The organism is Paenibacillus sp. J31P316 (assembly GCF_056269105.1).
In genome coordinates this window covers 744,546-757,606 of sequence record NZ_JBWDNI010000002.1, presented here as the reverse complement: position 1 = coordinate 757,606, position 13,061 = coordinate 744,546, and the positions used below count along the sequence as shown (strand labels likewise).

Here is a 13,061-nt window from a genome sequence, read left to right as displayed (position 1 = left end):
GCGTTCGGACTATAAAAAAATAGATGAAACGTAGTGTCTCTACCTGCTATTTTTGAGCAGGCGGGGTACATCTTGTTTCGTACTACGATTAGGAGGTATGGATTCACTTGTCTAAGAAGAATATCCAGGATAAGCTGCTTGTGTTTGCACTAGGCGGCGTTGGTGAAATCGGAAAGAACATGTACGTTGTTCAGTACGCAAATGATATCGTTGTGGTAGATGCAGGCCTTAAATTCCCTGAAGAAGATATGCTCGGTATCGATATTGTCATCCCAGACATTACGTATTTGACAGAGAATCGCGATAAAGTAAGAGGTATTCTAATTACGCACGGCCACGAGGATCATATCGGCGGATTGCCTTACGTGCTGAAGCATCTTAATGTTCCGCTTTATGCGACGAAGCTGACGCTTGGTCTCATTGAAGGTAAATTGAAAGAAGCAGGGCTTCTCGGAGAGACGAAGCGTATTCTGATCAATGCGGAGAGCGAAGTACAGCTCGGCGCGATCAAGGCTTCCTTCTTCAAAACGAACCACAGTATTCCGGATTCGGTCGGCGTTTGTTTGGACACGCCCGAGGGCACAGTCGTACATACGGGCGACTTTAAATTCGATCATACGCCGGTTAACAACCAATACGCAGATTTGCAGCGGATTGCCGACATCGGCCGCCGCGGGGTGTTAGCGCTTCTATCGGACAGCACCAATGCGGAACGCGCAGGCTTTACGCCGTCCGAGAGCAATATCGGCTCCGAGCTGGAGGATATTTTCCGCAAAGCGACGCAGCGTGTCGTAGTGGCAACGTTCGCATCCAACGTGCATCGTATTCAGCAGGTTGTGAATGCAGCAACTGCAACGAAGCGCAAAATCGCCGTCGTTGGACGCAGCATGGTCAACGTCGTAACGATTGCTTCCGAGCTAGGTTATTTGAACATTCCGGAAGGCACGATCATCGAGCCTGAAGAGATTAATAAAATGGCAGCTGACCGCGTAGCCGTACTGTGCACAGGCAGCCAAGGCGAGCCGATGTCCGCATTGACGCGTATGGCGCGCTCCACGCACCGTAAGATCGATATTATGCCGGGTGATACCGTTATCATTGCAGCAACGCCGATCCCGGGCAACGAGCGCTATGTAGGACGTACGGTCGATGAACTATTCCGACTAGGCGCGAAAGTCATCTACGGTCCAGGATCTGTTTCCGGCGTTCACGTTTCGGGTCACGGAAGCCAGGAAGAGCTCAAATTGATGCTTAACCTGATTCGTCCGAAATATTTCATTCCGATTCACGGTGAATACCGGATGCTCCGCCAGCATGCTTTGCTCGGTGAAGCAGTCGGAATCGAGCGTGAAAATATTTTCGTCATCGATAATGGCGATACCGTTGAGTTCCAAGGCGGTGCGGCACGCAAAGGCAGCAAAGTTCCTGCAGGCAATGTTCTGATCGATGGTTTAGGCGTTGGTGACGTAGGCAATATCGTCCTTCGTGACCGTAAGCTGTTGTCGCAGGACGGCATTCTTGTCGTTGTTGTCACGCTCAGCAAGCAAGACGGCGCCATTCTGTCCGGTCCGGATATCATCTCCCGCGGTTTCGTCTATGTGCGCGAATCGGAAGGCTTGCTCGAAGAAGCGAACCGGATCGTGACCTCGACACTGCATAAACTGATGAACGATAAGGTCAATGAATGGGCATCGCTCAAAACGAACGTGAAGGATGCGCTCGGCCGGTTCTTGTACGAGCAGACGCGCCGCCGTCCGATGATTTTGCCGATTATCATGGAAGTTTAATATTCCGACTCAAGTCAATTAGACGGTCTTTGGCGAAGCGCAAGCTTATGCCGAAGGCCGTTTTTTGGTTTGTCATTTGACGCGTGGAATAGAGAGTTCATGCCATTCTTTCTATGCCCTGTATAAATCCCTAGACAGATTCCATACTATGCAGAGCCAGCCATGGCCATGCATAACAAGCAGATCGAAGGAGGACAGGCAATGTGGGAGGAAACATTCAAATCGGAACAACCGGAACCACCGGCTGGGGATCGTAAACCACTTATCGGCAACCCCGTCGTTGAAGCGATACAACAGCTGGGAACGACTCAGACGCCGACAGCAGAGTCGAATATATTTTGCATGACGATTATCGGTCAGGTAGAGGGCCATCTCGTGCTGCCGCCGCAAAATAAAACGACCAAATACGAGCATTTGATTCCTCAATTGGTAGCCGCCGAGCAAAACGCGAAGATAGAAGGCATTATGATTGTCCTCAATACGGTCGGCGGAGACGTGGAAGCGGGCCTTGCCATCGCGGAGATGATTTCATCGTTGACGAAGCCGACAGTGACGCTCGTATTGGGCGGCGGGCATTCCATCGGCGTGCCGATCGCGGTTGCGGGCAATACGTCGTTCATCGCCGAAACCGCAACGATGACCATTCACCCGATTCGGTTGAACGGCCTCGTCATCGGCGTTCCGCAGACGTTCGAATATTTGGATAAAATGCAGGAACGGGTCGTGCGGTTCGTGACGTCGCATTCCAACGTGACCGAGGTGACATTCAAGGAGCTGATGTTCAAAACCGGCGAGCTGACGCGCGATATCGGCACGACGGTCATCGGCACCGATGCGGTTAAGCACGGTTTGATCGATAAGGTTGGCGGGATCGGCCAAGCGCTGCGCGAGTTGAACCTTCTGATCGAAGCAAGGCGGCAAGCGACAGGCACGGCTGCGATATCAGCGACTTCGGGAGGGCTGACGCAATGACCATCTATACGACGATGCCCATGGAGCTTGTATTCGAGGGCATCCATCAGCAGCCTGGCCCTTATGTGTCCGTTCAAGTGGGGGATGTACGCCTGCAGATCGAAGCGGTATCGCCTGGAATCGGCCGGATCGTCAGACTATTGGACGGTCCTTTGGACGCGTACCTGAGGCCGGAGCTGACGCCTGGAACCGTAGTGGCGTACGGGCCTTCGGCGCTGTAATCCGGCGCCGCTGCTGGATAATAGTAACACATCGCACCTTCCTCCTATGGTATAATAAGGACCAGAGGTGACGATTTTGGCTAAGAAAAAGAAGAGAAGGAAGAGCTCAGTCGGGACGAGCCTTAAATATGAAGTGTACGGAATCTTGCTTATTACGGTCTCCGTTATCGCGCTGTCGGGAGAAGCAACGGTCGGCCGTGCATTATCGAAGTTATTCGGACTTGTATTAGGCAAGTTCTATTTTGTATTGGCGTTAGTCGGAATTTATGTTGGATTAGCCGTGATGATAAAGCGCACCTGGCCTTCAGGCTGGTCGAGCCGCAAGACGGGCGTGCTGCTGCTTATACTGGCCTGCACGCTATGGAGCTCGATGGCTGTCATGGATCAGAAGACGGAGCCGACGGGGGGATTAACGGCCTCGTTCATCTTATCGCAGCTTGGAAGCGATATTCGAGGCTCGCTCATGGAGCCATCGGCGGACGATCAGCTGAACGGAGTCGTTCATTCGGCGAGCGGAGGCTATGCAGGCGCGATTCAATATACCCTGCTGTACTGGTTGTTCGGCTATTTTGGCGCGAAATTCATTATGATCGTGATGTTCGCGATCTCCGTTATGTTGATGACAGGCAAATCTTACGTAGATCTGCTGCGTTCCGGACGTGTCCGTGGCGGCAGGTTCTGGTCCTTGCTTCGCATGAAATTTGCTTCCAGGCGCCAAGCGTTGGCGGCATCGGGGTCCAGGGCGGCAGTCAAGCCGGTCGTGGCCATGGATGATTTGGACGATGATGATGATGACGATTACGCAGTAACGATGAGCAATCGTACACGGAAGAAGCGCTCGCCGATATTATCTTGGTTCAATGACGTTTCCAAGCCGAATGAGCACGAACAAAGCGACGGCGACAATGAATGGCAGCTAGTAGACGTTAACGCCAGCGATGCATTCGACGGCAAATCCGATCGATCTTCGGCAGCCTGGCAGAATGACGAGGAAGATGAGCAGTCTTCCGAAGCCTGGCAGACTTCTGTTCTTAACGTAGAGACAGCGGTCGAAGAGCTGCCCTCTTCCGGCCCGCAGTGGAAGCAGATGGAACCCGATAACATTCTTCGTAATGAAGGAGATGCGCCGATCGATTTGGGCGATGAAGAGGATGACGTCGATAACGATCAGGATGACTTCGCTGAGGAGGCACCTGTTCAATCACTTCCTCGCAGTCCGGCAATCGCTTCTCCTGATGAAGAAGACGGAGCGGACGGACCGGGAAGCATCGTCAAACCTCCGACGGAGAAGCCGTACCTGCTTCCATCGCTTGCACTGCTGCAGAAGCCAAGCGGCATCGGAAAGTCAGGGGATAGCGCGGATTCCGTGGAGTCGCGGCGCAAGCTGGAAGCCACGTTGGAAAGCTTCGGCGTCCGCGCGAAGGTGCTGGATGTCGTCCGCGGTCCGGCGGTGACGCGCTATGAAGTACAGCCGGCAACCGGCGTCAAGGTCAGCCGCATCGTCGGCCTGACGGACGATATCGCACTTGCGCTTGCCGCGAAGGATATCCGGATGGAGGCGCCGATTCCCGGCAAATCCGCGATCGGCATCGAGGTGCCGAACACAGAAGTGTCAATCGTCACGATGCGCGAAGTGATGGAGACGCCTTCATTCCAGAATGCAACATCGCGGATGTCTATCGCGTTCGGCCGGGACATCTCCGGACAGCCGATCGTCGGCAACTTGGCCAAGATGCCCCATTTGCTCGTTGCGGGAGCGACAGGCTCGGGGAAATCCGTTTGTATTAACGGGATTATTACGAGCATTTTGTACAAAGCAAGACCGGATGAAGTGAAGCTGCTCATGATCGATCCGAAGATGGTCGAGCTGAACATGTATAACGGCATTCCTCATCTGCTGGCGCCGGTCGTCACGGATCCTAGGCGTGCATCGCTGGCACTTAAGAAGATCGTCGTCGAGATGGAGAAACGGTACGAATTGTTCTCGAAATCGGGAACGCGAAACATCGAAGGCTACAATACGCTAATGGCAGAGAACCCTTCAGCCGTCCTGCCCTATATCGTCGTCATCGTCGATGAACTCGCCGATCTGATGATGGTTGCAGCCAACGATGTCGAGGACGCCATCTGTCGACTCGCCCAAATGGCCCGTGCCTCGGGAATTCACTTGATCATCGCTACACAGCGGCCTTCCGTCGACGTTATTACAGGCGTCATCAAAGCGAACATTCCTTCCCGAATTGCCTTCGGCGTCTCCTCGCAGGTCGACTCCCGAACAATTCTGGATATGGCAGGCGCGGAAAAGCTGCTGGGACGCGGAGATATGCTCTTCCTGCCTGTGGGCATGTCCAAGCCGATTCGGGTTCAAGGCGCGTTCCTCTCCGACCAGGAAGTGGAGGCAATCGTGAACTATGCCCGCGGACAAGGAGAAGCGGAATACAAAGAAGATCTCGTTCCGGAGATCGATGACTCGGTAACCGAGAATGAAGAAATATTGGACGAACTGTACGAACAAGCCGTCCGTATCGTGATTGAAGCGAAGCAGGCGTCGGTATCGCTGCTGCAGCGCCGTATGCGCATCGGCTATACGCGCGCCGCAAGGCTGATCGACCAGATGGAGGCGCGCAGCATCGTCGGGCCTTATGAAGGGAGCAAACCGCGCGAGGTGCTGCTGACGATGGACCAATACGAAGCAGGCAGGATCAGTTCATAATCCAATTGCATGCATAGTTGTTACCTCGTTTTCTCATAATAGGAATATGCTTCGCTTGCTTTGCAAATCCAATTGCAAGAGAAAGGCAGATCCTAAGATGAGAAATCGTTTAATCGCGGTGACGATCGTCATCGTTCTCCTGTTGTTCGGGGCATTCACACTCAAAAACGCGCATTTCGGCAAAACGACCGAGACGTTCAGCAGCGCAATTCTGAAGGTCGGTTCTTCGGGCAAAGACGTGACGGAGCTTCAGGGGCGACTCAAATTCCTGGGTTACTTCGACGGCAAGATCGACGGTCAGTTCGGTACCGATACCAAGAAAGCCGTCACTTGGTTTCAGTGGAAATTCGGCCTTACATCCGATGGTGTCGTCGGTGCGAAGACGAAGGTGAAGCTATGGGAGGCGACCAAGAGCTGGGCGCCGTCCGCAGCCGATACTGCCGGTTCGGGTAATGCTGGGGGAGGATCAGGATCCAATGGATCGGAATCCGATGGCAGCACATCCTCGGATGTAACCAAGTCCAATAAACTCGGGTTATCCGCCAACGATCTGAAGCTCATGGCCAATGCCGTGTATGGCGAATCCCGAGGCGAACCGTACATAGGTCAAGTGGCGGTCGCGGCCGTTATTCTGAACCGCGTGAAGTCGCCAAGCTTTCCGAATACGGTATCCGGCGTTATTTTTCAGCCGGGTGCATTCACGGCCGTGGCCGACGGACAAATTTGGCTGACGCCGAACGATAATGCCAAAAAAGCGGTGCAGGATGCGCTGAACGGGATGGACCCGACTGGTGGATGCATTTACTACTTCAACCCTGAGACGGCAACTTCCAAATGGATTTGGTCGCGGCCGCAGGTGAAGACGATCGGAAAACATATTTTCTGCATGTAGCATCGGCCGAAGCAGCCCGCCAATCGACGCGGGTTGCTTCTTCCATTTCCGATCGGGTAGAATGTGAATAGATCGAAGGAAATTGGAATAGATTGACTTTATATATTAGAGCGGAAGGGGACGTGAACGCGTGAGCAACACGTCATTTCAACGAGGCCAGTTGAATCGCATTCGACTGCATGTGCTGCCGACCAAACGTTTCAAAACCTTTTCTATTTCCCTGTATGCGGGGCTGCCTCTTCATGAGTCGACCGTTACAGCGGCAGCATTAATTCCTTTCGTGCTGCGCAGAGGGACCGCTTCCACGCCGGAGACGATCGCATTCCGCGAACGATTGGATGAACTGTACGGCGCGGGGTTCGGCTTTGACGTTTACAAGCGCGGAGACGCCCAAATCGTCCAGTTCCGCATGGACGTCATTAATGATCGTTTCGTTTCATCGGACCAGCCGTTGCTGGCTGCTTCATTGAAGCTGCTCGGTGAAGTCGTTACGGACCCGGTCATGGACGATGGCAAGCTCCGCAGCAAGTATGTAGAGGCGGAGAAGCAAACGCTGAGCAAGCGTCTGGAAGCGATCATTAACGATAAGATCCGCTATGCAGCCGAACGCTGCCTGGAGGTCATGTGCGAGGATGAGCCGTACAGGCTTCATCCGTTGGGACGTTTGGAAGACATCGCCGGCATAACGCCGGCATCTATCACGCAAGCCTATCACGAGTGGCTGAAGAGTGCCGCGTTTGATCTTTATGTCGTAGGGGACACCTCGCTGGACGAAGTTAAAGCGCTTGTCGCCGAAGCTTTCCGGAATAATGAAGGCGAGCCTGCAGCTTACGGCTTGCCGCAGGTCGGCAAACCGGTCAAGGAAGTGAAGAATGTCGTTGAGCGCATGGATGTCACCCAGGGCAAGTTGAATTTGGGACTTCGTATCCATACAGCCTACGGAGATGACGATTATCCTGCTGCGCTGATGTACAACGGCATCTTGGGCGGTTATCCGCATTCCAAGCTGTTCCTCAACGTACGGGAGAAAGCAAGTCTCGCGTATTATGCGGCATCGCGCCTGGATGGCCATAAGGGGATTTGCACGATTCAATCCGGAATCGAATTTGGCAATTACGATAAAGCGAAGACCATCATTCAAGAGCAGTTGGAGCAGATGCGAAGCGGCTCGTACAGCGAGCTCGAGATGAACCAGACGAAGGCGATGATCGCCAATCATTTGCGCGAGCTGCAGGATTCCGCCAACGAAATGATCGGCTTCGATTTCAATGCGGTACTTTCGAAACGCGAGCGCACCGCCCAGCAACTGCTGGAAGAGGTTCAGGCCGTTACGGCCGAGCAAATCGCGGCGATCGCGAACAAAACCGAGCTGGACACGATCTACTTCCTGCGTGATAGAAAGGAGGGCTGAGCCGATGGAAACGTTAGCTTACCCAGGCGTTCAAGAGACGTTATACCGCGAAGTCATGCCGAACGGGCTTGAGGTGGTCGTTCTTCCGAAGCAGGGCTTCAGCAAGACGTATGCCACGTTCTCGACCAAATACGGATCCGTCGACAATCGTTTTGCCGTTGGCAATCAGGAGCCGATCTCGGTACCGGACGGTATCGCGCATTTCCTGGAACATAAAATGTTCGAAGAGCCGACCGGCGATATATTTGCAACCTTTGCTTCGCAAGGCGCGTCTGCTAATGCGTTCACGAGTTTTGACCGTACGGTGTATCTGTTCTCTGCTACCGAGCAGATCGATGCTAACTTGGAGACCTTGATCGATTTTGTCCAGAATCCTTACTTTACGGACGAAAACGTAGAGAAAGAGAAGGGTATCATCGAGCAGGAAATTAACATGTATCGGGATAACGCGGATTGGCGCGTTTATTTCGGGCTGATCGATGCGCTCTATCACAAGCATCCGATCCATATCGATATTGCGGGCACTGTGGAATCGATCCGGCAAATCGATAAAGAAACGCTTTACCGTTGTTATGAAACGTTCTATCACCCGTCCAACATGTTCCTGTTCGTTGTCGGCGGAGTCGAGCCGGAGGCCGTCATGAAGCTTGTACGCGATAACCAGGCGCGCAAGTCATTCGAGGCGCAAGGCGCCATTGAGCGTTTCTTCGAACCGGAACCGGCCACCGTAAAAGAACCGATCAAGAAAACGGCTTTGCCTGTCTCGATGCCCAAATGCATGATCGGTTTCAAAGAGGGCGGCGGCTCGGACGATCCGGAAGAAATGCTGCGTACGGAATTGACCATGAAATTGATGTTGGAGGCGCTTCTCGGTTCCAGCTCGCCGATTTATCACGCGCTGTACGATGATACTTTGATTACCGATTCATTCGGACATGAGTTCAACAGCAGCGAGGACTATGCGTTCTCCGTTATCGGCGGCGAAACGCGCGATCCGGATGAATTGCTCCGCAGGCTGCGCGAAGCCATTGAATCCGCTCAAGCGAAAGGGCTGGATCAAGAAGCTTTCGAACGGACGAAACGAAAAAAAATCGGCGGTTACCTTCGTATGCTCAACTCCCCCGAGGCGATTGCCAGCGAATTTACCCGTTACCGTTTCCGTGGTGCCGACCTGTTCAAGCTGCTTCCGGTCTATGAAGAGATCACGCTCGAAGAGGCCAATGCCAAACTGCGCAGTCATTTTGACTGGAGCCGAATGGCCGTCTCTATCGTGGCGAAGGACGAAGCGTGAAAACGTTGAAGGAGATGACGGTGCTCATTACCGGGGGAAGCCGCGGCATCGGTGCAGCCATCGCGCGCCGATTCGCCGTGGAGAATATGAACATCGTCATTCATTACAATCAAGCTCATGAGGCTGCGAACGAAACCGCTCGCAGCTGCATGCGGCTTGGCGCCGAGAACGTGCTTACCGTTTCGGCGGATATTCGTTCGCGAGAACAGCTGCTTCGCATGCGGGAGAAGCTGGAGCTGCGGGGAATGCTGCCCGACATCGTCGTCAACAATGCGGGCGTCGCGCATTATGCCATGCTTGCCGACGTCACCGACGAGATTTGGGATGAAGTCATGAACGTGAATTTGAAAGGCATGTTTCTGTGCACGCAGCTCTTTATGCCGGGTATGGTGCAGCAGCGCTTTGGCCGCATTATTAATGTTTCATCGATTTGGGGATTGTCTGGCGCCTCATGCGAAGTGCTGTATTCGACGAGCAAGGGCGGCATGAATGCTTTTACGAAAGCGCTGGCAAAGGAATTGGCTCCTTCAGGCGTTACGGTGAATGCGGTTGCGCCCGGGGCTGTCGATACGGTCATGCTGGACAACCTTAACGCTGAGGAGAAACAGGCGCTGGAGTCCGAAATCCCGGTGGGCCGCTTCGCGCAGCCGGAAGAAATTGCTTCACTCGTCTATTTTCTCGCCTTGCCGGAATCGGCGTATATTACGGGTCAAATCATCAGTCCGAACGGCGGTTGGCTGACCTAATGGCTTAATGACAGGCCTTATCGCTACATTTATTTGCAGGACATTGCAGCGAAGAATAAATTCCGTCCCTTGCGTTAACAATACGGTTGTTGCTGATTAACAGCCAACACGCAAAGGAGGAACTACACCAATGTCAAACGTCCTTTCTAACTTCAGTTCTTGGAAAGAGTTTCTGTCAAGCCGCGTGGAACAAGCGAAAGGCATGGGCTTGAACGAAGACACCATTTCAAACCTTGCTTATGAGATTGGCTCTTTCCTGGACGAGAAAGTCGATCCGAAAAACGAACAGCAGCGAACCCTGAAGGAACTTTGGGATGTCGGCGATGAATCGGAACGAAAAGCGATTGCTGGCCTGATGGTCAAGCTTGTCCAAAAATCGTAGTCTTTCTGGAAAAGCCTCCCCCGCGGAGGCTTTTCTGTAATGTTTGCATTTGAGTTGCAGGATATTGACGAATATTGTAGAATAAACTTTTTATAGCTCCATTTCAATATTGCTGAATCTCTATTCACGATCATTACTCTTTTATTCATGAAATCATTCCTCCAGCTGAGGTGGCATATGGAATTTAAACAATGGTATATGGAATATAAAATACATAAGAACCGTCCAGGTTTGCTCGGCGATATTGCATCGCTGCTCGGTATGCTCGAAGTCAACATCCTTACGATTAACGGCGTCGAGAACCGTACGCGCGGCATGCTGATTCAAACGAACGATGACGAGAAAATCGAGATTCTGGGGCGCATGCTCCAAAAAGTCGATAACATCACCGTTTTAAAGCTTCGTGAGCCTAAACTCGTCGACATTCTCGCCGTGCGGCATGGTCGCTACATCGAACGCGATTCCGACGACCGCAAAACGTTCCGCTTCACGCGGGACGAGCTCGGCATGTTGGTTGACTTCTTGGGCGAGGTGTTCAAGCGGGAAGGAAATCAAGTGATCGGCCTTCGCGGCATGCCGCGAGTCGGCAAAACAGAGTCCATCATCGCCGGCAGCGTATGCTCGAATAAGCGCTGGACCTTCGTGTCCTCCACGCTGCTCAGACAGACGGTTCGCAGCCAGCTCTCCGAGGAAGAAATGACGCCCAACAATATTTATATCATTGACGGGATTGTCAGCACCATTCGCTCCAACGAGAAGCATCATGCGCTATTGCAGGAAATTATGGCGATGCCTTCTACCAAAGTCATTGAACATCCAGATATTTTTGTGAAGGAATCCGCGTTCGAATACAGCGATTTTGATTATATTATCGAGCTCCGTAATACGCCTGACGAGGAAATCTCTTATGAATCGTTTACGATGGGCTTCAACGATTTCTAATAATGGAAACCAATTTGCAAAATGACAAGGAGGTGTGGTCATGTCGGATTTGGGCGCTTTGCTCAAGAAAGCGAGGGAGCAGCGAAACCTGTCCTTGGACGATATCCAGGATTTGACGAAAATCCGTAAGCGATATCTTGAAGCGATCGAGGAAGGCAATTACAGCGTTCTCCCTGGTTCCTTTTACGTACGAGCCTTCGTAAAGAATTATGCCGAGTCCGTTGGACTTGATGCCGAGGAAGTGCTGCGGCTATATAATAGGGAAATTCCTTCGGGCGTACCTGAGCAAGTCATTGAACCCGTGCAGCGGCCGCGCCGTGCGCAGTCGCAAACGTCCGACCGCATCAGCAGATGGGGCTTCCGGGTTTTGATTTGGTCCTTTTTGCTCCTCATCATCGTGATCGTCTATGTCTTCGCGATCAAACAGCCGAATGACGACAATGTCGATTCCGCCGACCAAGGCAAAATGACGGATCAGACGACGCCGCCGGCAACGAACCCGGATAAGGGCACGGTGAAGGACGGGGAAGGCAACTCAACGACCGACGGTGAGAACGGAACCAACGCTACGAATGGTACTGGCGGCACGAACGGAACCGGCGATGTGAATGATACGGGGCAGGATCCTCAAGATGAGGTGGAACCACCGCCTCCAACGACCACATTAACGCTCGACCATACCGTTAGAACGACGGATTTCTATAACGTAGCTCCTGGCGGCAAGCATACGCTGGAGATAAAATCGACGGGACATGCCTGGGTTGGCGTCTATCAAGGGACGAGCATTCACGGCAAAATGCTGTTGAGCAAAACCATGGAGGATGGCGTGACTGCATCGGTCGAGGCGGAAGGGCAAGTTTTCATTTCCATCGGCCGTGCCGATTTCGTGGATGTCACGATCGACGGCGTGCTCATTGACGACGGCAACAAGCAGGGTGGCTCGCGAAAGCTGCAATTGACGCCTGCCGAAGGTACTGCCGGTACGGATCCGAGCAATACGACAGGTACGGGGAATACGGCGACACAATAATTCATCGTCGGGGAATGGGCATCAGGACTGAAGCAATTCGGTCCTGGATGCCTTTTATTGTGAAGCGGGATACGTTATAATACGTGACATGTATGGGATAAGGATAAATAAAGGAGTTGCGGCACATGGCTGAACATTCATTCGACATCGTATCGAAAGTCGATATGCAGGAATTAAACAATGCAATTACGCAGGCGGAGCGCGAGATCGAAACCCGCTTTGACTTTAAAGGAACGAAGAGCAGCTTCGCGCTGGAGAAGAGCGATCTCGTTGTCGTCTCGGACGATGAGTACAAGCTCAAGAGCGTCATCGATATTTTGCAATCCAAGATGATCAAGCGCGGCGTGCCCATCAAGAACATGGAGTTCGGTAAAGTAGAAGCGGCTTCCTTGGGAACGGTTCGGCAAAAAATCAAGCTGAAGCAAGGCATCGAACAGGACAGTTCCAAAAAGATCAACGTTCTGATCCGCGACTCCAAGATTAAGGTGAAGAGTCAAATTCAAGGCGATTCGATCCGGGTTACCGGCAAGAGCCTCGATGATCTTCAAGCTGTCATGGCGCTTCTGAGAGGCGCGGATTTACAAATCGACCTGCAATTTACAAACTACAAATAAGTCCCAATACGCTGGTAGGCGTACATAGAACGAGGTCCCTTTCGCTGCGCGAGACGCGGC

12 protein-coding genes are annotated in these 13,061 nt (G+C 52.7%); all 12 read left to right on the top strand.

Features of this window, described 5'->3' with window-relative positions:
- The first annotated feature begins 107 nt into the window (after positions 1–107).
- The 12 genes from AC0YNU_RS08765 to AC0YNU_RS08710 all read left to right on the top strand — a co-directional run bounded on the left by AC0YNU_RS08765 (position 108) and on the right by AC0YNU_RS08710 (position 13,001).
- Positions 108–1,787 carry a ribonuclease J gene (locus AC0YNU_RS08765; protein ID WP_475755323.1) on the top strand — a complete coding sequence of 560 codons (1,680 nt, stop codon included), beginning with the start codon at positions 108–110 and terminating at the stop codon, positions 1,785–1,787.
- A 201-nt stretch (positions 1,788–1,988) separates the two neighbouring features.
- Positions 1,989–2,759 carry a ClpP family protease gene (locus tag AC0YNU_RS08760; RefSeq protein ID WP_475755321.1) on the top strand — a complete coding sequence of 257 codons (771 nt, stop codon included), beginning with the start codon at positions 1,989–1,991 and terminating at the stop codon, positions 2,757–2,759.
- Positions 2,756–2,980 carry a YlzJ-like family protein gene (locus AC0YNU_RS08755; RefSeq protein ID WP_475755319.1) on the top strand — a complete coding sequence of 75 codons (225 nt, stop codon included), beginning with the start codon at positions 2,756–2,758 and terminating at the stop codon, positions 2,978–2,980. Before AC0YNU_RS08760 ends, AC0YNU_RS08755 begins: the two co-directional genes overlap by 4 nt.
- Positions 2,981–3,263: 283 nt before the next feature.
- Entirely contained in the window at positions 3,264–5,693 is a 2,430-nt protein-coding gene (locus AC0YNU_RS08750) for an FtsK/SpoIIIE family DNA translocase (protein ID WP_475755317.1), read from the top strand.
- Positions 5,694–5,790: 97 nt separating this feature from the next.
- Positions 5,791–6,585, top strand: a complete 795-nt coding sequence (gene sleB / locus AC0YNU_RS08745; RefSeq protein WP_475755315.1) for a spore cortex-lytic enzyme — start codon at positions 5,791–5,793, stop codon at positions 6,583–6,585.
- 130 nt (positions 6,586–6,715) lie between these two features.
- Entirely contained in the window at positions 6,716–7,996 is a 1,281-nt protein-coding gene (gene yfmF, locus AC0YNU_RS08740) for an EF-P 5-aminopentanol modification-associated protein YfmF (protein ID WP_475755313.1), read from the top strand.
- A 4-nt stretch (positions 7,997–8,000) separates the two neighbouring features.
- Entirely contained in the window at positions 8,001–9,287 is a 1,287-nt protein-coding gene (yfmH, locus tag AC0YNU_RS08735) for an EF-P 5-aminopentanol modification-associated protein YfmH (protein WP_475755311.1), read from the top strand.
- Between the two features lie 14 nt (positions 9,288–9,301).
- Positions 9,302–10,033, top strand: coding sequence for an elongation factor P 5-aminopentanone reductase (gene ymfI, locus AC0YNU_RS08730; protein ID WP_475756228.1), 732 nt, complete (start codon positions 9,302–9,304; stop codon positions 10,031–10,033).
- Between the two features lie 130 nt (positions 10,034–10,163).
- Complete coding sequence (locus tag AC0YNU_RS08725) at positions 10,164–10,415, top strand: DUF3243 family protein (protein WP_475755309.1); 252 nt, start codon at positions 10,164–10,166, stop codon at positions 10,413–10,415.
- Between the two features lie 177 nt (positions 10,416–10,592).
- Entirely contained in the window at positions 10,593–11,357 is a 765-nt protein-coding gene (locus AC0YNU_RS08720; RefSeq protein ID WP_475755307.1) for a DUF3388 domain-containing protein, read from the top strand.
- Positions 11,358–11,397: 40 nt separating this feature from the next.
- Complete coding sequence (locus AC0YNU_RS08715) at positions 11,398–12,387, top strand: helix-turn-helix domain-containing protein (RefSeq protein ID WP_475755305.1); 990 nt, start codon at positions 11,398–11,400, stop codon at positions 12,385–12,387.
- Positions 12,388–12,512: 125 nt separating this feature from the next.
- Complete coding sequence (locus AC0YNU_RS08710; RefSeq protein WP_475755303.1) at positions 12,513–13,001, top strand: YajQ family cyclic di-GMP-binding protein; 489 nt, start codon at positions 12,513–12,515, stop codon at positions 12,999–13,001.
- Positions 13,002–13,061: the final 60 nt, after the last annotated feature.

Coding starts and splice junctions, on each gene's coding strand:
- AC0YNU_RS08760 (WP_475755321.1), top strand. CDS start 1,989: ATGTGGGAGGAAACATTCAAATCGGAACAACCGGAACCACCGGCTGGG.
- AC0YNU_RS08755 (WP_475755319.1), top strand. CDS start 2,756: ATGACCATCTATACGACGATGCCCATGGAGCTTGTATTCGAGGGCATC.
- AC0YNU_RS08750 (WP_475755317.1), top strand. CDS start 3,264: ATGATAAAGCGCACCTGGCCTTCAGGCTGGTCGAGCCGCAAGACGGGC.
- sleB (WP_475755315.1), top strand. CDS start 5,791: ATGAGAAATCGTTTAATCGCGGTGACGATCGTCATCGTTCTCCTGTTG.
- yfmH (WP_475755311.1), top strand. CDS start 8,001: ATGGAAACGTTAGCTTACCCAGGCGTTCAAGAGACGTTATACCGCGAA.
- ymfI (WP_475756228.1), top strand. CDS start 9,302: ATGACGGTGCTCATTACCGGGGGAAGCCGCGGCATCGGTGCAGCCATC.
- AC0YNU_RS08725 (WP_475755309.1), top strand. CDS start 10,164: ATGTCAAACGTCCTTTCTAACTTCAGTTCTTGGAAAGAGTTTCTGTCA.
- AC0YNU_RS08720 (WP_475755307.1), top strand. CDS start 10,593: ATGGAATTTAAACAATGGTATATGGAATATAAAATACATAAGAACCGT.
- AC0YNU_RS08715 (WP_475755305.1), top strand. CDS start 11,398: ATGTCGGATTTGGGCGCTTTGCTCAAGAAAGCGAGGGAGCAGCGAAAC.
- AC0YNU_RS08710 (WP_475755303.1), top strand. CDS start 12,513: ATGGCTGAACATTCATTCGACATCGTATCGAAAGTCGATATGCAGGAA.